Genomic DNA, 25118 nt, shown 5'->3' with positions numbered 1-25118 from the left:
AAGTTGAATTTCTAATAAAAAAATTATTTAAATCCCCAAATCAATCTAATTATTATATACTCTAATTTTTTAAGAATTTTCAAAAAAATCCTTGGAAACTAAAGTTAAAACATGATATTTGAGCATAATTATAATGATTAATTATTTATAATAAATAAATCTAAACTATTTTTAAATCTAATAAAAAAAATGAGACGAATTAGCATGATAAAACTAGACCCTAATCTATGTAAGGGATGCAATATTTGCATGGAATTCTGTCCTAAAAAGGTATATGAGCAATCTAAAACTTTGGATAAGAAGGGAGTGCACATCCCCATACCAAAAAATCAGGATGAATGTTCTAAATGTAATTTATGTGCTTTGATGTGTCCTGATCAAGCTATAAAGGTGGAGGAAGACGATGAATAATGAATATTTCATTCAGGGCAATGAAGCATGTGCCCATGGAGCCATAAAAGCAGGGTGTATGTTTTTTGGAGGATACCCCATTACACCTTCAACTGAAATAGCAGAAAGCATGGCTGTACTTCTTCCTAAAGAAGGAGGATCCTTTATTCAGATGGAAGACGAAATCGCAGCATTGGGATCAGTTATTGGAGCGGTGTGGACGGGGGTTAAAGGAATGACCGCCACTTCCGGCCCGGGACTATCTTTAATGCAGGAACATATTGGTTATGCTGCTATGACTGAAACCCCTTTAGTAATAGCTGATATTCAGAGAGGCTCTCCATCAACAGGACAGCCCACCATGGCTTCTCAAAGCGATATGATGCAGGCCCGGTGGGGATCTCATGGAGACTATGAAATAATAGCCCTATCACCATCTTCTGTCCAGGAATGTTTTGACTTTACTGTGGAGGCATTTAATTTATCAGAAAAGTACAGGGTACCGGTTATAGTTCTGGGAGATGAGATAGTGGGACATATGAGGGAAAAAATATCCATAGGAGAAGAAACTGATTTAATTAGTCGTAAAATGCCATCTAAATCTCCAGGAGATTTTCTACCATTTAAGGCCGATCCCACAGATACTCCTGAAATGCCGCCATTTGGAGAAGGCTATAATTTACATGTAACTGGACTTACTCACGATGATCAGGGATATCCTGATGCATCTAGACCAGAACAACACTCTAAACTGGTTAATCGACTATGTGATAAAATATTAAAAAATAGAGATAATATAACCCGAGTAAAACAGGAATTTTGTGAAGATGCAGATATAATCCTGATATCTTATGGGGCCCCTTCCCGATCAGTTACTACTGCAGTAAAAAATGCCAGGGAGGAGGGTATTAAAGCAGGATACATTAAAATAGATACTCCGTGGCCTTTCCCTGAAAAACAGATTCAAAAAGCAGCAGAATCTGCAAGTAAACTTATAGTAGTAGAGATGAATCTAGGTCAAATGTTTTATGAAGTACAGAGAGTTGCTGCTGGACAATCTCAGGTTTATCTACATCCTAAAATTGGCGGGGAGATACACAAACCTGCTGAAATATTATCTAAAATTAAATCAGTCTAAATTTTTCATATAATATAATTAAGGAGTTTAAACAATGGAAGAAACCAATGAAAGTCCTTTCATGAAATATCTTAGAAAGGATAGGCTTCCCAATATTTTCTGTGCTGGTTGTGGTAATGGAACCGTATTAAATGCCTTTTTTAAAGGCATGGAAATGGCTCAAATGGATTTAAATAATATAAATATGGCATCAGGTATTGGATGTTCATCTAGAATACCAGGATATGTCAAATGCGATTCATTACACACTACTCATGGAAGGCCTATTTCTTTTGCAACAGGCATTAAATTAGGAAATCCGAATATGGATGTGGTAGTATTCACTGGTGATGGCGACGCGGCTGCTATTGGAGGTAATCATCTTATTCATGCCGCCAGAAGAAATATTGACCTCACCGTGATTTGTATTAACAACAGTATCTATGGAATGACCGGAGGACAAATAAGTCCCACCTCACCCCTGGGAAGTTATGCAAGTACAGCTCCTTATGGTGCCTTTGAAAAGCCTTTTGATCTTGCTGAACTTGTTTCAGCTTCAGGAGCTACATATGTAGCTAGATGGACCACAGCTCAGCCACTTCAACTGGCAAATGCTATTAAAAATGCATTGAATAATAAAGGATTTTCATTTGTTGAAGCGGTTTCCCAGTGTCATACCTATTATGGACGTAAAAATAAGATGAAGTCTCCTCTGGAAATGCTCAGATGGATGAAAGATAATAGCATAAATAAAAGGAAAGCTGATAAAATGAATCCTGAGGAACTGGCTGGAAAATTAATTGTAGGAGAATTTGTTAATAAAAACCAGGCGGAATATTCACAGGAATTATATGACCTCATTGAAAACAAAAGTGGAGATAGGTTCAAATCTATTAAATCTGCATACATGGGGGATTAAATTGCGCAAGGAAATAAGAATCGCAGGATTTGGAGGCCAGGGTATTATCCTGGCAGGAATAGTTATTGGTAAAGCTGCTTCTTTATATGACCAGATATATGCCGTGCAGACTCAATCTTATGGGCCTGAAGCAAGGGGGGGTGCTTCCCGGGCAGAAGTGGTTATAAGTTCTGAGGAAATTGACTACCCCAAAGTTCAAAAGCCAGATATACTGGTGGCAATGTCTCATCCTGCTTTAATGGCATACCTGGATGACCTGAAAGATGGCGGAATTTTAATTGCTGATCCGGATATGATCATAGAAGAAGATATAATGCCCTTTATCCAGAAACACGATATCAATTATTTCAAGGCCCCGGTAACCCGCACTGCTGAAGATAAAATCGGCCTTAAAATAGTAGCCAACATTGTCATGATAGGTGCCATTGCCCGTGCAACAAATATAATATCTGAGGAAGCAGCAAGAAATGCAATCAAAGATAGTGTGCCACCCGGTACTGAAGATAAAAACCTGGCAGCTTTTGAAGCAGGTATGGCCATTTTTGATTAAATAACTTCAATTTACTTCTCAAGAGATATTGTATGTTATAAATGAGGATAGGGGGTTAATATGAAACTTTATGAATATAGTGCTAAAAAAATTTTTCAAAAAGAAGGCATACCCATACCGCCGGGTGAAGTAGCCCGAAGTGGGAAAGAAGCCCAGATAATTGCTGCAAAAATGGAAAAAGCAGTGGCTATAAAATCTCAGGTCCTGGTGGGAGGTAGAGGTAAAGCTGGGGGAATAAAATTCTCAGATAATCCTCAAAAAGCTGAAGAAATTACCCGGGAATTACTCAAAACCCAGATAAAAGGCGAAGCAGTAAACATGGTTTTAGTGGAACAAAAAGCTGAAATTCAAAAAGAATTTTACTTAAGCATAGCCATGGATCGTTCTTCCCGAAAACCATTGATTATGGCTAGTGGAGAAGGAGGGGTTGATATTGAGGATCTTGCAATTAATAACCCTGAAAAAATCATAAAATATTATATAAATCCTCTGGAGGAATTTTTACCATACCAGGCCCGGGAAATTTCCCGTAAAATGGGGGTGGGTAGTGAGCTTATTTCTTCTGTGGGTGCAATTATCTGGAAATTATTTCAGGTATTCCAAAAATATGATGCCCATCTGGCAGAGATAAATCCGCTGGTAGTCACTCCCGAAGGTGTTTTGGCAGCAGATGCCAAACTAGATCTGGATGATGATTCTATTTACAGACTCCCTGAATTAAAGGATTTAGAAGAGTTTGAATCTGAAGAATTTGCCTTTGTTAAATTAGAGGGAGATATTGCTGTTATTGGCAATGGGGCAGGGTTGACCCTCACCGGAATGGATATGATTAAACTTAATGGAGGAGAACCTGCAACCTTTTTAGATATTGGGGGAGGCGCCTCACCAGAAATTATTAAAAAAGCACTTAATCTGGTTTTAGCTCATACTCCAGTGAAAGTAATATTCCTAAATGTATTGGGAGGTATCACCCGGGCAGATGATGTTGCCAGGGGTGTAATAAATGCTCTTAAGGATACTCCAAAGAATGTTCCTCTGGTTATACGCCTTACCGGCACTAATGAAGAAGAGGGGCAAAGGTTGCTTTCTGATGCAGGTGTTTCTTATGAGACATCTATGGAAGATGCTGCTAAAAAAGCAGTAGAGATCTGTAAATCCCTTTAACTAGTTTTAAAGAAATTTTTTCTTATTTTTATTTTTACAGGAAACAGCCTTAAATTTTAATTTTAATAATTTACCAGGTAAATGCTTCTATCGATCTGGTTCTGGGATTTACATAGGTCCAAAGTATCGCTATAGTAATGGAAATTAGGGCCCACTACTCTAACCAAACTCTACTCTAAAAAGCAATCAATAAAAAAGTTAGAGCAGTATTTCTACTCCACAAACTTTACGATTGGATGCATCATCCAATTTTCTTCGTTTAATTTAAACCGGAAGCTTATTTTTCTTTTCCGGGTCATAAAAAAAAACCTCATATGCTCCTTTTCAAGGTGGCTATATGGGCCATTACCAGAGCAGAAAGTACTATATAAGCTAGCATAGCCGATCCATTAAATGAACGGTTAAAAATGAATAAACCAATTATGCTCTGGGCTAAAAATGCAGATAATGCTCCAATCAATAAGGCTTCCTTTCCCAGATACATTTTACTTCCGCTTTTTCTTTTACTGCGGTATTTACGTAGAACATAAAACCCGGTACAACTTACAATCATTATCCAGGTTAAAAGGAATATTATGCCTGCATATCCGGCATCAAAGGCTACTGCAAATATACCGGGCAACATATAATCTATTTCATCTTTCCTATTAACCAGTACACCATAAAATAAATGATATGGCAATCCAAATGACTGAATGAGGCTCATAGGTAGAGTAATGTATCCGTCTGCTCCTCCTAAGCATTCAACTCCCCAATAACACGACCCCTGCACATGCCCCCATAATGTAGTATTCTGTATTACCATCTTTAAACTGGAGATGGAATAGTGTTCAATTCTTGAAACTCTTAAAAGAGGACTTATTATTGGTTTATCCAGGAAACGGGATAATAATTCCATTATTACAAATCCAAGACCACCAGCTAATGTCCATCCTATAATGGACTTGGAAGTGATATTGGTGCTTCTTTTGAAACTTTTAGACATTATCAAATAACCCAGTGCCCAACCTAAAAACCATAGTATCAAAAAGGAACGATGCATTAAACCCCCTGCCACGGCAATTATAAAAAATAGGATAATGGTGAGGGTTTTAATTGAAGTTGATTTGATCCCCACTTCAGTTAATAGATTGGCTGCTGCAGCAATGGTAACCCAGGCAAATACAGCCAGGGATCCGAAGGGGTGGGTAAATTCATGATGGGACAATAGAGGCAGAAAAAGGAAGGCAACATCCACTAAAAGAAGGCTTCCAATTAATACCGTTAGAACTATTCCTAAAAATAGAACCATACTCAGTGGTAGAGCTATGATATTAAAGAGTAGAAGTACCACGATGTGGATTATGAATGCTACTTCAAGTATTAATTGAAGGTTATTTTGGGCAATAAACATGATTATCAAATAAGTGTTTTGATTAACATTATTATAAATATTATGGTTCTCAAGTGTTTACTTGGAAAATTAAAGTAAGATTTGGTTATTTTTATTACCTGCAGTTAGATTATGGATTAAAAATTTAAAAAAAAAACATGAGTTAATTTAAATAATTTTTGAAGCAATTAAAAATAAAAATAGTTAAATCTGTAAATTATTAATCTTAATTTTAAAAAATAATGAAATAAATTAAAAAAAGGGATTTTTAAAGATTAATATTTTTAGATTAATCCTCAGATTTTATTGTCCGGATATTAAGTTCTGGAGATATTCAAACGCCCACTGTAAAAAACTTGATATCTGACTTAAAATATCCTGATTTGGTTCTGGTGTGGAGAGCTGTTGACTTATGTTATTCAACTGATCTTTAAATTCAGTTAAACTGCCCTGTACTTTTTGAGAATTAGCCACAGAATCTGCCACTTCCTGAGTTTGGTTTTCTGAGAGATTTATATTTAGTTCGCTGGACACATTTTCCACAATTCCCTTTATCTGAGAAGGATCTTCTAAATCCTGTTTTTGGGTTTGATTTTTCACTTCACTGAATAATTCTGCAATATTATCCTGGCTTTCTCCCGTTTCATTGGCTAAACGGGTTCCTAAATAAAGTTCTTCAGTGGAAACTTTTTTAGCTTCTTCTGGAATAGGAGTTCCCACAGCTATCTCATATGATCTTAAAACACCAGCCAGTGCTGCTTCCCCTGAGGCCGACACAGGAGATGTTACCACCACGTATCCTTTATCAATTCCAGAAGATTGCAGTGCAGTAGCATACATTTGGGGAGTTACCACAGTAACCTTACTTTTATCCACATCTACCTTAATGTCAGGGGAATAACTTAAATCCACCATGGCACAGGAGAAAATTTGGCTGGGACCATATGTCCTCCCAGTAATGCTTTGGGAAATATCATTTACTTCCGAAGCGGTTATTACTTTAACAGGGATTTCTGAAACATTTTTATCGGTCTTTGTTTGGAAATAATTCAGCATAGCATTTTTATATTCTGCATTACTATTGGTTGCTTCGCCAAGGGTTACAGAAAAACCAATTACTTCTGCTGATTCAGCATATAGGGGGCTAACTAATATTAAAATTAATAAAAATCCTGCTAAATATTTCTTCACAGCATCACCTCATAATCAGCTTGGGTTGAACTTGATTAAATACTTTTCATATACCCTTCAATTATAATATAAAAAGAAAGAAGATGTCTAAATGGAATTTGAAACCATTTTAAGTAAACCTGATTTAAGGGATTATTTAGCCATTCAATTAAAGAGAGTTCTAAAAAAATAATTATTTATTTCCTAAAAGTACCACCAGACTTTCTGGAGATTCATTTACTATTTCCATTCCACATAAATTCCCTATTGCACTGGCAAATTCATTTACTTCTTTAAAATCTGGCATGTTTTCTTTTTCCAGGCGCTGCCGGGAATACCCTACAAACATATAGGCTTTGATTTCCAGAAAATCAGGATCTGCTTTTTTAATTAAACGGGCATAGCCTTCAGGGTTAACCATATTCCTTTTTTGAACGCATGTGGTTCTTATAACTGTTCTGCAATCTATGCTGGGCAGGATTTCTAGTGATTCATTAAGTTTTTCCCATGATCCTGGAATCTGGGGTTGGCAAAGATCATTAAATATTTTTTTTTCAGGAGCATCCAGAGAAATGTAAAGCTGTGTGGGTTCAGATTCCAAATTCTTTAATTTCTCAGGACTCATGCCATTACTTACCAAAAAGGTGGTGAAGCTTCTGCGGTGAAATTCATCTATTAAATCTTCTATTACCGGATAAAGCAGGGGTTCGCCTGCCAGTGAAATAGCGGCATTGTTAGGGTTTTGTGACTGGGCTAATTTTTCAGGGTTAGATTTCTCATTTCCAAAAAAACCACATAATAACTTTCTTTGAGCCTCAATACATCCCTCTATAATTTCGCCGGGTTCATCATATTTCCCTTCCCATTGACTTTCAGTGGCTGAAAAATCTCTCCAGCAAAATAAACATTTTTGGTGACAAAAAGGAATACTGGGAGACATCTGCAAACATCGATGACTATCAATCCCATAAAATTTTTCTTTATAGCAAACTCCTTCATTAAGGATACTTTTCTTAGTCCAGTGACAAATTTTTGCAGCAGCATGCCCTTGCCGTCCGACAAAACGGTATCCCATTTTTTCCAGCTTATTTAAGTTTTCTTTAGAAAGTGCCATTTTAATCATTCATTAATTATTATTTAATAAGATATTCTTTAATCAGATTTCAATTACATAATCTCAATTATTATTCTGGTAATTAAGTAACTATTATTTCAGTGTAAGGTAAGAATTACAGAAGGTAGATTTGCTGATATATGTAATTTACATTATTCAAATATATAATGGGGAATAATAAAAATTTTCCTGAATTATAGTATGCGACCCTGATTTATAAAATTATTAAGATTTTATTTTTCCTGAACTAAAATTTTTAAAGGATAACTAATTATTATTTTTAATATTAAAACGATTTTAAGGGTTTATAGTTTTAATTAAAAGCATATCAATCTTTATTTAGAATTTTATCTTAAGAACTATTTTTTTTACTTTATTTCATTTTTTATCTTTTATTAAGACTTCTTTAAGGCAAAAGGCTTCTTTTATTTGAAATTTGAGGTGCGCTTAGCAATTCCTTTTTTCCTGCCTTTAAACTTAAAAAAAGCTACATATAATCCTTTTTGTTGATGTGGGGAACAAAACCTTTATATAGTAAGGTGATGTGAATAGTTTATATTGTTACCAAAGGCCTAAATAAACTTTTTTTATTATTTAGGCGTGGAGGCGGTACAATTAAGCGAAGCTTTATACTAGCAATGCTACTACTTGTTTCAGCAGCGGCATTGCTCAACGTAAACTATAGCTATGGAACTGATGTTGAATCATCAGGTTCGGATATTAATAATCAGTTAGAAGACAATTCTAATATTAAAAAAGAATTAGTACCTACCGGTAATTCTTATTCAACGGCTCAGGTGGGAGATGCTGCAAATAGGGTAAAAAATTTTATTGAAACTCATAAAACTTTGCCTAACTTTGTGACCATTTCTAATCAACGAGTACCTATGAGTGATTTTTTACTTATCTTAAGTACCACCACTCTAGATGTAAATGATGGAAAAAATGGTCAGAAGGTTCAATACAGCATTCAAGAACCTGTACATAGTCGTGATCAAATTACAACTGGTACTATACAAAAATCAGAATATTTGAATCTTGCTAAAGACATAAAAACTCACATAGAAACTACTTCTCAAGCTACACCTTTTGTTACCTCATCAAGAGGTACTCTAAGTTACGAATCAGTGATCTATCTTTATTCTAGAATAGTTGCCTTTAACTGGAATCAAAAAACTATGCCTAATTTTGCAAACATTGCACCATGGAATGGGCAAAAATTGCCTGATTCACCGGCCAACGCAGCACAACAAGAAACTAAACCTGTTTCTACACAGCCAGCACCACAGCCAGCACCACAGCCAGCACCACAGCCAGCACCACAGCCAGCACCACAGCCAGCACCACAGCCAGCACCACAGCCAGCACCACAGCCAGCAACTAATAATTCTAACCCGAGTCAATTGACTGCAGTTGGTAATTCATTTACTAAAGCTCAAATTGGAGAGGCTGCGGTAAGAGTTAGAAACTTTATAAACAACAACGGTGTATTACCCAATTTTGTAACCATCTCTGGAAAGAGAGTGGAAATGTCTTCATTTTTACTCATGATGGCTACCAGTCTGGATAATACTAACAAAGGTATAAATGGTGCAATTCAAGAGTTTAATCCACAGAAACCAGCAAATAAACCTTCAAATAACATAGCAGGACGCATTAATGCTCCTGAATACTTGCAAATTGCCAATCTTATTAAGACTCACATGGAATCTACAGGCAAAGCTCCTGAATCACAGTCTACTTCTCTTGGAACACTCAACTATGAATCACTGGTTCTTTACTATTCCAGAATTCTGGCCTTTGAATACCAGAACAATGGACTGGCAAATTTCGTTACAGTAAGTGCATCAACTATTCAAAATTCAGTTACTAACCTTGGAAAAGGTCAGTTGAATGGTTTACAAGGAACTCCAGGTCTGGAAACCCTGGCCAGATATATCAATCAAAACCTGAATCATAGAGATGGAGCAGCAACCACTGCTGCTGGTGTCGAAAGTACTGGTTTTGGAGATTGCTGGGGATTGTCTGACTGGGCAGCTAGAGTGCTAAGTGCTAACGGATACACAGTTAGAGTTGTACAGGGAGCTACTTCTTACTCATACAATCATCGATGGTTAAATGTAATGGTTAATGGTAAATGGATATCATTCGAACCATCTCTAGTCACCAAACGTTACGGCAGTAAACACTACAGCGCTACCTGTGCTTCAGTTAGAGATATTGTGGTGACTTACAACTAAAACTCTGATTTTTTTTAAATACCATTCTTTTTTTTTTTAAAGAAAATAATATTTGAAAATTTATTCTAATCTTGTTTTTCCTCGTTTTTTTTGATTTAAAGACTAAATATTATATTATGGCCATTAAGTCTTTTTTTCCATTACTTTTGTTTTAAATAAACTGTTCATTATATCTAAAGAGGTATTTAGACTCAACAAAATATTTTTATAGTGCACCCTCATATTTTATTATAGAAATAATTGTGTTAATTGGGAGGACCTGTATGAAGTCAATTACTGACACCCCTATTGTTATATTAAATTTTAAAACTTATATGGAATCTACTGGAAAGAATGCATTAAATTTGGCTAAAGCTCTGGAAAAAGTTTCCACTGAAACGGGAATAAATATGATTGCTGCTCCACAACATATGGATATCTATCAGATAGCTCATAATGTAGATATACCTGTTTTAGCTCAGCATATTGATCCCCTAAATCCTGGAGGGCATACTGGAAGTATCCTTTTAGAATGTGCCCAAAATTCAGGAGCCAGTGGTTCTTTAATTAATCATTCTGAAAAACGTATAAACCTGGCTGATATTGACTACTTGATTCGAAGAACTTCTGAGAAAGAAATGATTAATGTGGTTTGTACCAATAATGTTCAAACTAGTTCTGCAGTAGCATCTTTAAATCCCGATTTCATTGCAGTAGAGCCTCCGGAACTTATTGGATCAGGCATACCTGTTTCCCAGGCTGAACCAGAAGTGGTGGAAGGAACAGTGGAACAGGTTAAACGTATAAATCCCCAAGTCAAGGTTCTTTGCGGTGCGGGAATATCCACTGGAGATGACATGAAAGCTGCCCTGGAACTGGGATCTGAAGGAGTTCTTTTAGCTTCAGGCATTATAATGGCTAAAAATCCTGAAAAAGCTCTTTTAGATTTGGTAAGTAAAATTTGATTTATAATATTTGTAATAAACATTTATTTTAAAAAATGCATCTATAATAATCTGGATTTAGCAGGGAGGCGTACAATGTCCCTTAAATTAAACACCTTGGATGATTTTCAACTTAATAACAAAACTGTTCTTATCAGGGTGGATATCAATTCTCCTGTGGACCCCCATAGTGGAATCATTTTAGATGATACCCGGATGAAGTTACATGCAGAAACCATACAAGAGCTATCTAATAAAGGAGCAAAAACTGTAATATTAGCTCATCAAAGCCGACCTGGTAAAAAAGATTTTACTACCCTGGAGCAACATGCCCATGTTATGTCTAAAATATTAAATCATAGTGTTATCTATGTTGAGGACATTTTTGGATGTGCTGCCCGGGAAACCATAGGCCATATGAAAAAGGGAGATATTCTTCTTTTAGAAAATGTTCGTTTTTATTCTGAAGAGGTGTTAAAAAGAGAGATTTCCCCACAATCAGCAACCCACCTGGTCAATAAATTAGCCCCGGTGGTTGATTATTTTGTAAATGATGCTTTTGCAGCCGCTCACCGATCTCAGCCATCTTTAATAGGATTTACATTTAAACTACCATCTGCTGCAGGTAGAATAATGGAAAAAGAGCTCAAAATATTGACTGGTGCTATGGATAATGTAAAAAAACCTTGTACTTATGTTTTAGGGGGAGTTAAAGCTGATGATTCCATACATGTTATGCAAAATGTGCTGGAAAATGGTAGTGCAGATTACATTTTAACCACCGGGCTGGTGGCTAACATTTTTCTCCAGGCATCAGGTATTGAAATTGGAACCACCAATCACAATTTTATTGAGAATAAAGGATATAATGAATATGTTGATGTTGCTGGTGACCTTATAACTAAATTTAAGGATAAGATCTTAATTCCTGTTGATGTAGCCATATGTGAGGATAATAAACGAATTGATATTTCTGTTGAAAAAATTCCAGATGCTCCCATTTATGATATTGGTATAGAATCCATTAAATTATATGCACAAATCATACGTAAATCTTCTACTATTTTTGCTAATGGCCCTGCAGGCGTTTTTGAGAATCCAGAATTTAGTATTGGAACCGCAGATATTTTAAATTCAATCGCATCTTCCTCAGGTTTTTCTATTATTGGAGGAGGTCATTTAGCAGCTGCTGCAATTCAAATGGGCTTTGAAGAAGAGATAAATCATATAAGTAGTGGTGGTGGGGCGTGTATAAATCTTTTGGCCGGGGAAAAATTACCGGCGGTGGAGGCATTGAAAAATGCTTATTTTAAAAAATTAAATGACAATCTTTAAGTAATAAAACTGTTAATGTGTAGATAACCGGTCAAATATTAAAAATTTGAAACCGGGAAAATTAATAATGGTTAATGTTTAAATATTTTTTATACATAATCTGATTATTAAAAATTATCTATGATTATTCACCAGATCATTTTTAAGTGGAAATCTACCACAAAGTATTTAAGCTAATACTGCCTAAAATGGAAATGCCTCGGTAGCTCAGTCTGGTGGAGCGCGAGACTTGTAATCTCGTGGTCGCGGGTTCAATTCCCGTCCGGGGCTCTAAGTTGGAGATTAGAAAACTTAGATGTTTTATCATTAGGGACCATAGGGTAGCTTGGTCGATCCTTTGGGCTTTGGGAGCCTGAGACTCCGGTTCAAATCCGGGTGGTCCCATCTAATATATATACAACTTAATTCAAATATGAATCTCTCAGAGATTTATATTCTGTACTTCTTAAATTGAAGTATTGAAATAAGATATTAAACCCGCCTTAGCTCAATTTGGCAGAGCATCGGACTGTAGATCCGAGGGTTGCTGGTTCAAGTCCGGCAGGCGGGATTTTGATCTTTCTATTTAAAATGAAAAGGATTTGAGATAATATTCCTTTTTATTATGTCTTATAGATCAGATGAAGAAGCTGGATGCAAAAAATAAAACAGTCATACCACTATCTTGTTTGATTTATGTCATAAAAATTAATGGTGAGATCAAGTAACCTTACTAATTTAAATACTAGAAAAATAGATGAAGTATATATCTCCTAAGATTTTAAAATCAGCGCTGGAATTAAATAAGAGTATATGCCCAATTAAATAAAAAAGTATTTAAGTAAGTAGAAGTAAACCCTAATATGCTCTAATTTTAAGAGTGCCCTGGTGGTGTAGGGGCTATCATGCGGGCCTGTCGAGCCCGCGACTCGGGTTCAATTCCCGGCCAGGGCGTTCCACTATTAGGGCCCGTAGCTCAGTCTGGCAGAGCGCTTGGCTTTTAACCAAGTGGCCGCGGGTTCAATTCCCGTCGGGCCCGTTTTACTGATTTTTTTACTGGGATTTTTTACTGGAGGATAAATTGTGAAGAAGGACATCTTAAAACATGAAATGGTACCAGATCATGCTGTTTTGTCGAAATCCGAATTTAATAAGGTACTTAAAAAGATGGATATTCACCTGGAGCAACTCCCCAAAATAAAATCTGATGACCCTGTAGCCAAGGCTATTGGGGCAAAAGAGGGAGACATTCTTGAAATTACTAGAAAAAGCTCTACAGCAGGAAAATTTATTACTTATAGGCTTGTAAAGGATTAAATTATCGTTTTAGTTATTTTTACTCTCATAGTTCAAAAATAACTCAATAAAAATATTTGAGGAATATTTGACTAAATTATTAACTGGTATTATTTTTGGAGGAAGTCCATGAAAAAGAGCACATGGGGATTAGTAGACGCGTTTTTTGATGAATATAATCTGGTAGATCACCACATAAATTCATATAATGATTTTGTAAATCATCGTATACAAGACATAATTGATATAACTGAGTCCATTGTCTTAGAACAGGGAGAATATTCGGTTGAAACCGGAAAACTGGAAATTAGAAAACCTTTTACCAAGGAAGCCGATGGTTCCAAAAGTTTAATATTTCCTACTGAAGCCCGTTTAAGGAATTTAACTTATTCTGCTCACATGTATCTGGATATGAGGCTTATTAAAAAAGAAGAACCTGCTCCTGATTTTGAAAAGGTGTATATCGGGGAACTTCCTTTAATGTTAAAGTCCGATATCTGTCACCTGGCAGGATTGAATAAAAAAGAACTCAAGGATAAAGGTGAAGATCCTCAAGATGCAGGAGGTTACTTCATTGTCAATGGATCAGAACGGGCTATTGTTACCATGGAAGAAATTGCACCTAATAAAGTTATTCTGGAAAGAATAGGTGAAATTCATGATAGAAGAGCTAAAGCTATAGTTACTTCCATTAAAAGTGGTTTCAGAGCTAGAATTTCTTTGGAATATCGGAAACCAAGAAAAACTGGGGTCTTCTTAAGAATTTCCTTCCCTTATGTTCCCGGAGAGATACCTCTGGTAATATTACTGAGGGCTATGGGGCTGGCCACTGATGAAGAAATCATTACTCATATTTCAGATGACTTTAATTTCCAGATGATTGTGGCGGATGATATACAGGTTTCAGAGCAGGCCCTGAAGATTGAAGCTCAGGAAATGGAAGAACTATCTACTGAAGAACGTCGAGAATATCTAACTAAAAGTGCCATTAAATACATTGGTAACCGGGTTGCCAAAGGGATGACTGAAGAATACAGGATAAGAAGAGCAGAAGACGTTATTGATAGGTACCTACTTCCCCATATGGGTGTTGAATCTGATAAAAGAGAAGATAAAGCCACTTATCTGGCTGAAATGACAGAAATGCTACTTCAGGTTATTTCCGAGCAGAGAGAACCACACGATAAGGATCATTACACTAATAAAAGACTCCGGGTTTCTGGAGATTTGATGGAAGATTTATTCCGGGTTGCATTTACAAGTTTAACAAGAGACATGACTTATCAATTAGAAAGGAGCTTGGCTAGAGGAAAAGAACCTTCTGTAAAACAGGCTGTAAGATCTGATGTTTTAACTGAAAATATTAAACACGCCATAGCCACCGGTAACTGGGTGGGTGGAAGAGCAGGAGTAAGCCAACTACTGGATCGTACCAGTTATATGGGAACACTTTCCCATATGAGGAGGGTAGTTTCTCCATTAAGTAGAAGCCAACCTCACTTTGAAGCACGGGATCTGCATCCAACTCAATTTGGTAAAATATGTCCCAATGAAACTCCGGAGGGCCCTAACTGTGGGCTGGTGAAAAACCTGGCTTTAATGTCCAAGATATCTGAAGGCTCAGATCCTGAGGAAATCGAAAATATCATTAAGAAAATGGGGGTTCTTAATTAAATCCACCAATTTTTTATTTTATCTAATTTTTTAATTTTGGAGGCAATTTCGTGAGAAAAGCTAAAATTTTTATTAACGGGAAACTCATAGGAACCTGCAACGATCCGGAATCTTTTGTCCAGGATATGAGGGAAAAAAGAAGATCTGGAGAAATTTCCCATGAGATGAACATTACTCATTATTCTGAAACTGATGAAGTTTACATATTCAATGATCCTGGAAGAGCCAGAAGGCCACTTATAGTAGTTAATGAAGGAGAACCTGCCTTAAAAGAAGAACATATATCTCTTATAAAAGAGGGGGAACTGAACTGGGAACAACTTTTAACGGAAGGAATTATCGAATATCTGGATGCAGAAGAGGAAGAAAACGCCTATATAGCCATGGGTTTGAACTATTTAAATGAAGATCATACTCACCTGGAAATAGATCCTTCCACCATGCTGGGAATTTGTGCAGGTATTATTCCCTTTGCTAACCATAATTCATCTCCACGTAATACCATGGAAGCAGGGATGACTAAACAGGCCTTGGGTCTTTATGTTTCTAACTATGGATTACGTACAGATACACGTGCTCACCTTTTACACCATCCTCAAGTACCTATTGTTAAAACCAGAATTATAGATGCCACTGGTTACGATAAAAGGCCATCTGGACAGAACTTCGTGGTAGCAGTAATGTCTTATGAAGGTTACAACATGGAAGATGCTCTTATTTTGAATAAGGCCTCCATAGAAAGAGGCCTTTCACGTTCATCATTTTTCAGATCTTATGAAGCTTCTGAAAGAAGATACCCTGGTGGACAGGAAGACAAGTTTGAGATCCCGGAAAAAGGTGTCAGAGGCTACAGGTCTGAAGAAGCTTACCGGCACCTGGATGAAGATGGGGTGGTGAATCCTGAATCTTATGTTTCATCCGGAGATGTGTTGATTGGTAAAACTTCACCTCCTAGATTTTTAGAAGAAATAGATGAGTTCGGTACCGTGGCTGAACGTCGAAGAGAGACCTCAGTAACAGTTAGGCATGGTGAAAAAGGAGTTGTAGATGCCGTACTTTTCACTGAAACTGTTGAAGGTAGTCGTCTGGCCAAAATAAGAGTTAGGGATCAGAGGCAACCTGAATTTGGAGATAAATTTGCTTCTCGGCACGGACAAAAAGGGGTAGTGGGACTAATAGTCTCCCAGGAAAACATGCCTTTTACTGAAGAGGGAGTCGTCCCGGATCTGGTGGTAAACCCTCACGCTATACCTTCCAGGATGTCTGTGGGACAGGTTTTGGAAATGTTAGGAGGTAAATCCGGCTGTATGGATGGAAGACGCGTTGATGGTACTCCTTTCACAGGTGAAATGGAATCTGATATTAAAGATTCCTTAAAGGAAAATGGATTTGAAACAGCAGGTGTGGAATCATTATATAATGGAATCACCGGTGAGAGAATCGAGGCAGAAATATTTGTAGGGGTAGCTTACTACCAGAAGCTACACCACATGACCACGGACAAAGTATATGCCCGTTCCAGAGGACCAGTACAGGTATTAACCAGGCAACCAACTGAAGGTAGAGCCAGGGAAGGCGGTCTTCGATTTGGTGAGATGGAAAGGGATTGTTTAATTGCCCATGGTGCCGCATTAGCACTTAAAGAAAGATTATTGGATGAATCGGATAAATATGAAGCTATTGTATGTGGTGAATGTGGAATGGTGGCAGTATATGATCGGATAAGGGATAAAACATACTGCCCTATCTGTGGTGATTCGGATTCATTCCCTATAGAAATCTCATACGCATTCAAACTTTTACTGGACGAACTAAAAAGCCTGTGTATATTCCCCAAACTTGTTCTTGAAGATAAAGCATAAGGCAATTATAGGGATTAAAGGAGCATAATTGAAGGAGAGAATACCTTGAAAGGAGTTTTAAAGAAAATTTCCCAGATTAATTTTGGTCTCATGTCTCCGGAGGACATTAGAAAAATGTCTGTGACCAAAATCGTAACCCCGGATACCTATGATGAGGATGGCTATCCCATTGAAAATGGTTTAATGGATCCTCGATTGGGTGTTATAGACCCCAGTTTGAAATGCAGATCGTGTGGATCTAAAGGAGGTGACTGTCAGGGTCACTTTGGAAGTATAAATCTGGCCAGGCCCGTTATTCATGTAGGTTTTGCTGATACTATTCACAAGATACTCCGGTCTACCTGTCATAGTTGCGGTAGAATTCTTCTTACTGCCAGTGAGATAGCTGACTATAAAGATAAAATTGAATATTTGATGAATAATGAGGATAGTTTAACCAATATCATCAAAGACATCTATACCGTTGCCCGAAGGGATAAATGTCCTCATTGTGAAGAGGAACAGGAAGACGTTAAAATAGATAAACCGGTTTCAATTGTAGAGGGTAATTATAAGCTCACCCCCAGTGAAGTCCGGGAAAGGTTAGAAATCATACCTGATGAAGATGCTTTGTTATTAGGGGTTAATCCTGAAGTAGCAAGGCCGGAATGGATGATTTTAACTGTTCTACCAGTACCTCCGGTTACGGTAAGGCCATCCATTACTCTGGAAACAGGTGAACGTTCAGAAGACGATTTAACCCACAAATTAGTTGATATTCTTCGTATTAACCAGCGTTTGAAGGAAAATATGGAAGCTGGTGCGCCTCAGTTAATTGTAGAGGACCTCTGGGAGTTATTACAATACCACGTTACCACTTATTTTGATAATGAAGCTTCAGGTGTTCCTCCTGCACGTCACAGGTCAGGAAGACCTCTAAAAACTCTGGCTCAGCGTCTTAAAGGTAAAGAAGGTAGGTTCAGAAGTAATCTATCTGGTAAAAGGGTTAATTTCTCTGCCCGTACAGTAATATCTCCTGATCCATATATTAGTATTAACGAAGTTGGTGTCCCTGATTTAATAGCTAAAGAAGTAACAGTACCGGTTCATGTAACAGAATGGAACATGGAAGAGATGAAAGAGTGCATCCGCAATGGTTCAAATGTTCACCCCGGGGCTAACTACGTTATAAGGCCGGATGATAGGAAGATAAGGATTTACGAAGAAACTAAAGAAGCGGTCATTGATAAATTGGAACCTGGATATATTGTGGAAAGGCATCTTAAAGATGGAGACATTGTATTATTCAATAGACAGCCATCATTACACAGAATGTCCATGATGGCTCATGAGGTAAGGGTTTTACCTTATAAAACATTCCGTTTAAACCTCTGTGTCTGCCCACCTTACAATGCTGATTTCGATGGGGACGAAATGAATATGCACGTCTTCCAGACTGAAGAATCAAGAGCCGAGGCCAAAACCCTCATGAGGGTGCAGGAACATATATTGTCTCCTCGTTTTGGAGGGCCTATTATTGGAGGAATACATGATCACATCTCAGGAGCCTATTTATTAACCCGGCAAAGTGCAACATATACTGAAGAACAAGTATTCCAAATTCTAAGAAAAGCTAAAATGCCTCTACCTGATAGAACTGGTGAAACCTGGTCTGGTAAACAGATATTCAGTTTACTCTTACCTAATGACTTGAACATGGTTTACAAGGCAGAAATCTGCCGTAAATGCGATGAATGTTTGAAAAGAGAGTGCAAAAACGATGCCTATGTAGTTATTGAGGATGGGCAACTACTTTCCGGGGTAATGGACGAAAAAGCATACGGGGCGTTTGCCGGTAAAATTTTGGACCATATAGTAAAAGAATATGGTACCGATAGGGCACGTGAATTCCTGGATGCATCCACTAAATTAGCTATATCTGGAATCATGAAAGCGGGTTTTACCACCAGTACCAATGATGAAGAAATACCCTTAGAAGCCAAAGAAAGAATTGAAATACATCTTCAAAAGGCAGAAGAAAAAGTGGATCAGTTAATCGAAGCTTATGAAAACCATGAACTGGAAGCCCTACCTGGTAGAAGTCTGGAGGAAACTCTGGAAATGAAAATCATGCAGGTTCTTGGGGAAGCCCGGGATAAATCAGGGGAAATAGCTGAAAGTTACTTTGATATAAATGAAAATCATGCAGTTATAATGGCCCTTACTGGTGCTCGTGGTTCTATGCTAAATTTGACTCAGATAACGGCCTGTGTAGGGCAGCAATCTGTTCGTGGTGGTCGTATTGACCGGGGTTATAATGAGAGAACCTTACCTCACTTTAGAAAAGGTGAATTAGGTGCTAAAGCACGAGGATTTGTACATTCCAGTTACAAAGAAGGACTGGATCCTATAGAATTTTTCTTCCACGCCATGGGTGGAAGAGAAGGTCTGGTAGATACTGCTATTCGTACTGCTCAAAGTGGTTATATGCAAAGAAGGCTGGTTAATGCTCTGCAGGATTTAAATGTTAAAGAAGACGGCACTGTCATGGATAACCGGGGAGTTATCATTCAAACCACCTATGGAGAAGATGGTGTAGATCCGGCAAAAAGTGATTATGGTAAGGTAGTCGATCTGGACAAACTCATTGATGAAATGAGGATAAAATCCGGGAAGTGAAGGATAGTATAATTATTATCTGGCAGCTAAATTAAATTGGGTTTAAGGTGATTAGGTGCAAGAAACAATAGAAAAAGTTACAAAAGTCGTGAAGAAAAAGAGGGCTAAGTTTCCAGAAAGTTATATACATGATATAGCCCTGGCTGCAGAACGGCACGACCTGGATGATGATGAACTCGATGAATTGGTAAGGAGAGTAAAAAGAGCCTATGAAAGGGCTAAAGTTGAAAAAGGAGAGGCTGTAGGAACGGTGGCTGCTCAATCTGTAGGCGAACCTGGTACTCAGATGACCATGCGTACCTTTCACTATGCCGGGGTAGCAGAACTTAATGTTACCCTGGGTCTTCCTCGACTAATCGAGATTGTGGATGCCAGAAAGAAAATATCCACACCTACCATGGCCATTTATTTTGAAGATGAATTCAAAAATGATGAGGAATTTGTCCGAACCATTGCCAATAAAATTGGTAAAAGTAATGTAAATGACATCCTGCAGGATTTCCATGTTAACTTCGCTGAGATGAATGTGGTGGCGGAGCTGGATGAAACAAAAATTAAAGACAAAAGGCTGGACTATACTGACATTATAAATCGTGTAGAAAAAGCTTTTAAGAAAGCACAAATAGATAACAATATACTAAGATTTGAACCTTCTAAATCTAATATAAGAGAATTAAGACTTTTAGCGGATAAAATCCGTGATTTACAAATTAGTGGTGTTAAAAACATTGGTAAAGTCGTTATTCGAAAAGAAGAGGACGAATGGGTTATACACACTGAAGGTTCAAACCTTGGAGCTGTTCTTAAAATGGAAGGTGTGGACAAAGTTCGAACCACAACTAATGATATTCATGAAGTAGAAAAAGTTCTGGGCATAGAAGCGGCTAGAAATGCCATAATTCATGAAGCCCAGCGTACCATGGATGAACAGGGTCTTACTGTTGATGTAAGACACATCATGCTGGTTGCAGATATGATGACTGCTGATGGTTCGGTCAAGTCCATAGGTAGACATGGTATTAGTGGTGAGAAAGCAAGTGTTCTTGCCCGGGCTTCTTTTGAGGAAACTGGAAAACATCTTCTACGAGCCAGCATAAGAGGGGAAATTGATCACCTTTCTGGTATAATTGAGAACATTATTATAGGACAACCAATACCTCTGGGAACAGGATCTGTTGGTGTCGTAATGAAACAAAACAAATAGGAGGCAGTAAATGGACATAGATAGATTAATTAGAGTCGCTGTAGACACTGGCGTTGTAACTTTAGGATCAGAAAAATCAATACAAGCATTAAAGTTAGGTAAGGGTAAGCTAGCCATTGTGGCTGGAAACAGCCCGGAAGACATCAAAGAAGATGTCGCATATTATGCCCGACTTTCAGATATTCCTGTTTACACTTATGATGGAACCAGTGTTGAACTGGGCTCGGTATGTGGTAAACCATTTACCGTGGCTACTCTGGTAATTAATGAACCAGGTGATTCCACCATACTAGAAGTAATGGGGTAGGTTCTGTGACGATAAAATTCACTTCCAATGAAATAGGATATATTGCACTTTTTGAAAGTATGACTGGTGCAATGGTCAAGGACTGTATTGTGGATAATGAAAATGGTAAAATTACTTTTATAGTAAAAAAAGGCGATATGGGCTTGGCAATTGGTAAAAGAGGAAGCACGGTATCTAAAGTTCAAAAAGCTGTAGATAAAGGTGTGGAAGTCATAGAACATTCTGAAGACCCAGCGGAGTTCATATCTAATTTAATGGCCCCGGCAAAACTAAGGAGTATTAGAATACTTCAAAAGGAAAACGGGGAAAAGGTTGCTACTGTAGAAACTGATGCTAAAAATAAAAGGACTGCTATTGGAAAAGGCGGCCAAAATATTGAAAGGGCCAGATTAGTGGCCAAAAGGCAACATAATATAAGTAATATTGTTATTAAGTGATTTCATAGTTGATTATGCTAATTAACTTTAGGGATAACAATTAATTTGAATTTTATTAAGGAGGAATCTTATTTGCCAGGACTTTTTGCAGCTAAAAAGCTTAAAAAAAATAGACAAAATTTCAAATGGAAAGATACTGAATATAAACGAAAAGCTTTACGATTGGATATAAAAGCTGATCCTTTAGAGGGCGCACCTCAAGCTAGAGGAATTGTTATAGAAAAAGTGGGTATTGAGGCTAAACAGCCTAACTCAGCCATACGAAAATGTGTAAGGGTACAACTTATCAAAAATGGTAAACAATTAACGGCTTTTGCCCCTGGTGATGGAGCTATTGGTTTTATTGATGAACACGATGAAGTGCTCATTGCAGGTATTGGCGGACCTTCTGGCAGATCCATGGGAGATATTCCCGGAGTAAGGTGGAAGGTAACAAAAGTTAACAACGTTTCCTTAGAACAGATGGTTAAAGGTAAAATTGAAAAACCAGTGAGGTAATTTCATGAGTCAAATATTTGATAAATGGGATCTGGACGAGGTGAAAGTAGAGGATTTGGGTCTGGTTAATTATTTATGTCTGGACGAAATACTGGTTCCTCACACCATGGGTAGACATGTTAAAAGACAGTTTGCCAAGTCAAAGGTTTCTATAGTTGAAAGATTAATGAATAAAATTATGAGAACTGAAAGGAACTCTGGGAAAAAAAATAAAGCATATAAAATAGTCCAGGATTCTTTAGAAATAATTAATAAACGTTCTAAACAAAATCCAGTACAGGTACTGGTAAAGGCAGTGGAAAATACTTCCCCTCGGGAAGAAACTACCAGAATTAAGTATGGTGGAATTGGTTACCAGGTAGCAGTGGATATTGCTCCTCAAAGAAGAGTTGATTTATCTCTGGCATTCATTACCCGTGGTGCCATGCAATCTGCTTTTAAAAGTAAAAGATCTTTAGAAGAAGCTCTGGCAGATGAACTGTTGTTAGCAGCAGAATATGATACCAGAAGTTTTGCTATTCAGAAAAAAGAAGAAAAAGAAAGAATAGCTAGATCTGCCCACTAATTATAATAAAAAAAATAATGAATAGATTAATCTTTTTTACCAGGTGATTGTGGTGAGTAGACGAGATAAAATGATTAGTAAGATTAAAGAACTGATGTATCAACCCGAATTTATTCGGAACATCGGTATTGTGGCTCACATTGACCACGGTAAGACTACTTTGTCTGATAACCTTTTAGCAGGTGCAGGTATGATTTCATCTGAACTGGCCGGTGATCAAAGGTTCCTGGATTTTGATGAACAAGAACAGGCTAGAGGTATTACCATTGATGCAGCAAACGTATCAATGGTGCACGAATATCATGACAATGAATACCTGATCAACCTTATTGATACCCCGGGACACGTGGACTTCGGGGGAGACGTAACCCGTGCTATGAGAGCAGTGGATGGTGCAGTAGTGGTAGTTTGTGCAGTAGAAGGAATCATGCCTCAGACTGAAACTGTACTCCGACAGGCCCTTAAAGAAAATGTAAGGCCGGTACTTTTCATTAATAAAGTTGATAGGCTTATTAATGAATTGAAGTTAGATGCCACTGAGCTCCAGAACAGATTTGTCAAGGTCATAGCCAGTGCTAACAAACTCATTAAAAATATGGCTCCAGAAGAACTTAAAGATAAATGGCAGGTTCGGGTAGAAGATGGAAGTGTAGCATTTGGTTCTGCTTACCATAACTGGGCTATCAATGTTCCTATCATGCAGGAAACTGAAATAAATTTCAATGATATTTACAACTACTGTAAAGACGATAACCAGAAAGAACTAGCAGACCGGGTACCTATACACCAGGTACTTCTGGGAATGGTAGTTGAACACTTACCCAGTCCGGATATATCTCAAGCTTACCGGGTCCCTACCATATGGTCTGGAGATCTAGAAAGCGAAGAAGGACAAACCATGATTAAAACTGATCCAGATGGACCTCTGGCAGTTATGGTTACAGATGTAAGTATTGATAAACACGCCGGAGAAATAGCCACTGGAAGAGTTTACGGTGGGACCCTGGAAAAGGGTAGTGAAATATTCTTTGTAGGATCTCATGGTAAAAATAGAATCCAGCAAGTAGGAGTCTATATGGGTCCCGAAAGGATAAACACAGACAAAGTTCCTGCCGGTAACATTGTGGCTATTACAGGAGCTAAAAATGCAGTTGCCGGGGAAACTATCTGTGATATAGGCCGTAAAATACAGGCCTTTGAAGGTTTAGAACACATAAGTGAACCGGTAGTTACAGTTGCTGTAGAGGCTAAAAATACTAAAGATCTGCCTAAACTAATCGAAGTTCTAAGGCAAGTTGGTAAAGAGGATCCTACAGTAAAAGTTGAGATTAATGAAGAAACTGGTGAGCACCTGATATCTGGTATGGGTGAGCTTCACCTGGAAATCATTGCCTACCGTATCAATGAAAAGGGCGTGGAAATCGAAACCTCTGAACCTATTGTGGTATACCGGGAAACCATTTCTGGAACTGCTGGTCCGGTGGAAGGTAAATCTCCTAACAAACACAACCGTTTCTATATTGAAATTGAACCGTTAGAAGATGAAATATTCCAGGCCATACAGGACGGAAGTATTAAGGAAGGCCGGGTTAAAGGTAAAGAAATGGCTGCTAGCCTCACTGAATTAGGTTTACCTAAGGATCAGGCCAGAAAAGTTTGGGATGTTTACCGACGTTCCTTATTTGTTAACATGACCCGGGGTATTCAGTACCTGGATGAAATTAAGGAACTTTTAATGGAAGGTTTTGAAAGTGCCATGGATGATGGTCCCATTGCTAAAGAAAAGGTCATGGGTATAAAAATAAAACTCATGGATGCCAAGATACACGAAGATGCAGTGCACCGTGGACCAGCACAGGTACTACCTGCCATAAGAAAGGCCGTTTACGGTTCTTTGATGATGGCTGAACCTACCTTACTGGAACCTATCCAGAAAGTATTTATCAATGTGCCTCAAGATTACATGGGTTCCTCTACCAGAGAGATCCAAAATAGAAGAGGACAAATCGTGAACATGTCCCAGGAAGGAGACATGGCCACAGTAGAATCAAAAGTTCCTGTAGCAGAAATGTTTGGTTTCGCGGGAGACATCCGTTCTGCTGCTGAAGGAAGATGTTTGTGGTCCACTGAAAACGCAGGCTTCGAAAGACTGCCTCGTGAACTGCAGAAAATAATTATAAAAGAAATCAGGGATAGGAAGGGATTAAGTCCTGAACCATATGGACCTGATCACTATTTAGGTTGAGTATATTCTGGGGATAGGAGACAGCTCTTAAAAATCATAAAAAAAATGCAGGTGGATATACCCTAGTGGTAACCACCAGCAATTATGTATTTAAAGGGT

21 protein-coding genes and 5 tRNA genes are annotated in these 25118 nt (G+C 37.7%); 23 read left to right on the top strand and 3 right to left on the bottom strand.

Annotation, left to right across the window (positions count from 1 at the left end):
- Positions 1-204: 204 nt before the first annotated feature.
- Genes HYG87_RS04355 through sucC form a run of 5 tightly spaced genes read left to right on the top strand, consistent with a single transcriptional unit; the run spans position 205 to position 4140 of the window.
- Positions 205-411: a 4Fe-4S dicluster domain-containing protein gene (locus HYG87_RS04355; RefSeq protein WP_211534000.1), complete on the top strand. Its 207-nt coding sequence runs from the start codon at positions 205-207 to the stop codon at positions 409-411.
- The gene (locus HYG87_RS04350) at positions 404-1528 is read left to right on the top strand and encodes a 2-oxoacid:acceptor oxidoreductase subunit alpha (RefSeq protein WP_211533999.1); all 1125 of its coding nucleotides are present in this window, start codon (positions 404-406) and stop codon (positions 1526-1528) included. Before HYG87_RS04355 ends, HYG87_RS04350 begins: the two co-directional genes overlap by 8 nt.
- A 34-nt stretch (positions 1529-1562) precedes the next feature.
- Entirely contained in the window at positions 1563-2426 is an 864-nt protein-coding gene (locus tag HYG87_RS04345; RefSeq protein WP_211533998.1) for a 2-oxoacid:ferredoxin oxidoreductase subunit beta, read from the top strand.
- Position 2427: 1 nt separating this feature from the next.
- The gene (locus tag HYG87_RS04340; protein WP_211533997.1) at positions 2428-2976 is read left to right on the top strand and encodes a 2-oxoacid:ferredoxin oxidoreductase subunit gamma; all 549 of its coding nucleotides are present in this window, start codon (positions 2428-2430) and stop codon (positions 2974-2976) included.
- Between the two features lie 60 nt (positions 2977-3036).
- On the top strand, positions 3037-4140 hold the full coding sequence (gene sucC, locus HYG87_RS04335) for an ADP-forming succinate--CoA ligase subunit beta (RefSeq protein ID WP_211533996.1): 1104 nt from the start codon (positions 3037-3039) through the stop codon (positions 4138-4140).
- Positions 4141-4450: 310 nt separating this feature from the next.
- Here sucC and HYG87_RS04330 read toward each other — a convergent pair whose 3' ends face one another.
- The 3 genes from HYG87_RS04330 to twy1 form a co-directional block, all read right to left on the bottom strand.
- Positions 4451-5533, bottom strand: a complete 1083-nt coding sequence (locus HYG87_RS04330; RefSeq protein WP_211533995.1) for a hypothetical protein — start codon at positions 5531-5533, stop codon at positions 4451-4453.
- A gap of 282 nt (positions 5534-5815) precedes the next feature.
- Entirely contained in the window at positions 5816-6703 is an 888-nt protein-coding gene (locus HYG87_RS04325; protein WP_211533994.1) for a DUF1002 domain-containing protein, read from the bottom strand.
- A 172-nt stretch (positions 6704-6875) separates the two neighbouring features.
- Positions 6876-7796, bottom strand: a complete 921-nt coding sequence (gene twy1 / locus HYG87_RS04320; protein WP_211533993.1) for a 4-demethylwyosine synthase TYW1 — start codon at positions 7794-7796, stop codon at positions 6876-6878.
- Between the two features lie 1403 nt (positions 7797-9199).
- On the opposite strand from twy1, the gene HYG87_RS04315 reads away from it, so the two are divergent.
- The 18 genes from HYG87_RS04315 to HYG87_RS04230 all read left to right on the top strand — a co-directional run bounded on the left by HYG87_RS04315 (position 9200) and on the right by HYG87_RS04230 (position 25019).
- On the top strand, positions 9200-10036 hold the full coding sequence (locus HYG87_RS04315) for a pseudomurein-binding repeat-containing protein (RefSeq protein WP_211533992.1): 837 nt from the start codon (positions 9200-9202) through the stop codon (positions 10034-10036).
- Between the two features lie 263 nt (positions 10037-10299).
- The gene (tpiA, locus tag HYG87_RS04310) at positions 10300-10980 is read left to right on the top strand and encodes a triose-phosphate isomerase (protein ID WP_211533991.1); all 681 of its coding nucleotides are present in this window, start codon (positions 10300-10302) and stop codon (positions 10978-10980) included.
- A gap of 75 nt (positions 10981-11055) precedes the next feature.
- Positions 11056-12294 carry a phosphoglycerate kinase gene (locus tag HYG87_RS04305; protein ID WP_211533990.1) on the top strand — a complete coding sequence of 413 codons (1239 nt, stop codon included), beginning with the start codon at positions 11056-11058 and terminating at the stop codon, positions 12292-12294.
- A gap of 196 nt (positions 12295-12490) precedes the next feature.
- A tRNA-Thr gene (locus HYG87_RS04300) sits at positions 12491-12564 on the top strand.
- Positions 12565-12603: 39 nt separating this feature from the next.
- A tRNA-Pro gene (locus tag HYG87_RS04295) sits at positions 12604-12678 on the top strand.
- A gap of 92 nt (positions 12679-12770) precedes the next feature.
- Positions 12771-12844, top strand: a tRNA-Tyr gene (locus tag HYG87_RS04290).
- A gap of 311 nt (positions 12845-13155) precedes the next feature.
- Positions 13156-13227: transfer RNA gene (locus tag HYG87_RS04285), tRNA-Asp, on the top strand.
- A gap of 11 nt (positions 13228-13238) precedes the next feature.
- A tRNA-Lys gene (locus HYG87_RS04280) sits at positions 13239-13312 on the top strand.
- Between the two features lie 44 nt (positions 13313-13356).
- On the top strand, positions 13357-13590 hold the full coding sequence (locus HYG87_RS04275; RefSeq protein WP_211533989.1) for a DNA-directed RNA polymerase subunit H: 234 nt from the start codon (positions 13357-13359) through the stop codon (positions 13588-13590).
- A 108-nt stretch (positions 13591-13698) separates the two neighbouring features.
- On the top strand, positions 13699-15243 hold the full coding sequence (locus tag HYG87_RS04270; RefSeq protein ID WP_211533988.1) for a DNA-directed RNA polymerase subunit B'': 1545 nt from the start codon (positions 13699-13701) through the stop codon (positions 15241-15243).
- Positions 15244-15293: 50 nt separating this feature from the next.
- Positions 15294-17105 carry a DNA-directed RNA polymerase subunit B gene (gene rpoB / locus HYG87_RS04265; protein ID WP_211533987.1) on the top strand — a complete coding sequence of 604 codons (1812 nt, stop codon included), beginning with the start codon at positions 15294-15296 and terminating at the stop codon, positions 17103-17105.
- 45 nt (positions 17106-17150) lie between these two features.
- A complete protein-coding gene (locus tag HYG87_RS04260) occupies positions 17151-19763 on the top strand; it encodes a DNA-directed RNA polymerase subunit A' (RefSeq protein WP_211533986.1) in 2613 nt (870 codons plus the stop codon).
- Between the two features lie 55 nt (positions 19764-19818).
- The gene (rpoA2, locus tag HYG87_RS04255; protein ID WP_211533985.1) at positions 19819-20967 is read left to right on the top strand and encodes a DNA-directed RNA polymerase subunit A''; all 1149 of its coding nucleotides are present in this window, start codon (positions 19819-19821) and stop codon (positions 20965-20967) included.
- Between the two features lie 10 nt (positions 20968-20977).
- Positions 20978-21274 carry a 50S ribosomal protein L30e gene (locus HYG87_RS04250; protein ID WP_211533984.1) on the top strand — a complete coding sequence of 99 codons (297 nt, stop codon included), beginning with the start codon at positions 20978-20980 and terminating at the stop codon, positions 21272-21274.
- A gap of 5 nt (positions 21275-21279) precedes the next feature.
- On the top strand, positions 21280-21711 hold the full coding sequence (locus tag HYG87_RS04245) for a NusA-like transcription termination signal-binding factor (protein ID WP_211533983.1): 432 nt from the start codon (positions 21280-21282) through the stop codon (positions 21709-21711).
- A 72-nt stretch (positions 21712-21783) separates the two neighbouring features.
- A complete protein-coding gene (locus HYG87_RS04240; protein ID WP_211533982.1) occupies positions 21784-22209 on the top strand; it encodes a 30S ribosomal protein S12 in 426 nt (141 codons plus the stop codon).
- Between the two features lie 4 nt (positions 22210-22213).
- Positions 22214-22774, top strand: coding sequence for a 30S ribosomal protein S7 (rpsG, locus tag HYG87_RS04235; protein WP_211533981.1), 561 nt, complete (start codon positions 22214-22216; stop codon positions 22772-22774).
- Positions 22775-22826: 52 nt separating this feature from the next.
- The gene (locus HYG87_RS04230; RefSeq protein ID WP_211533980.1) at positions 22827-25019 is read left to right on the top strand and encodes an elongation factor EF-2; all 2193 of its coding nucleotides are present in this window, start codon (positions 22827-22829) and stop codon (positions 25017-25019) included.
- Positions 25020-25118: the final 99 nt, after the last annotated feature.

The organism is Methanobacterium alkalithermotolerans (genome assembly GCF_018141185.1).
In the GTDB taxonomy this organism is placed as follows: Archaea; Methanobacteriota; Methanobacteria; order Methanobacteriales; family Methanobacteriaceae; genus Methanobacterium_F; species Methanobacterium_F alkalithermotolerans.
Note: the sequence above shows the minus strand (reverse complement) of the source record. Positions and strands in the feature narration are given on the sequence as shown.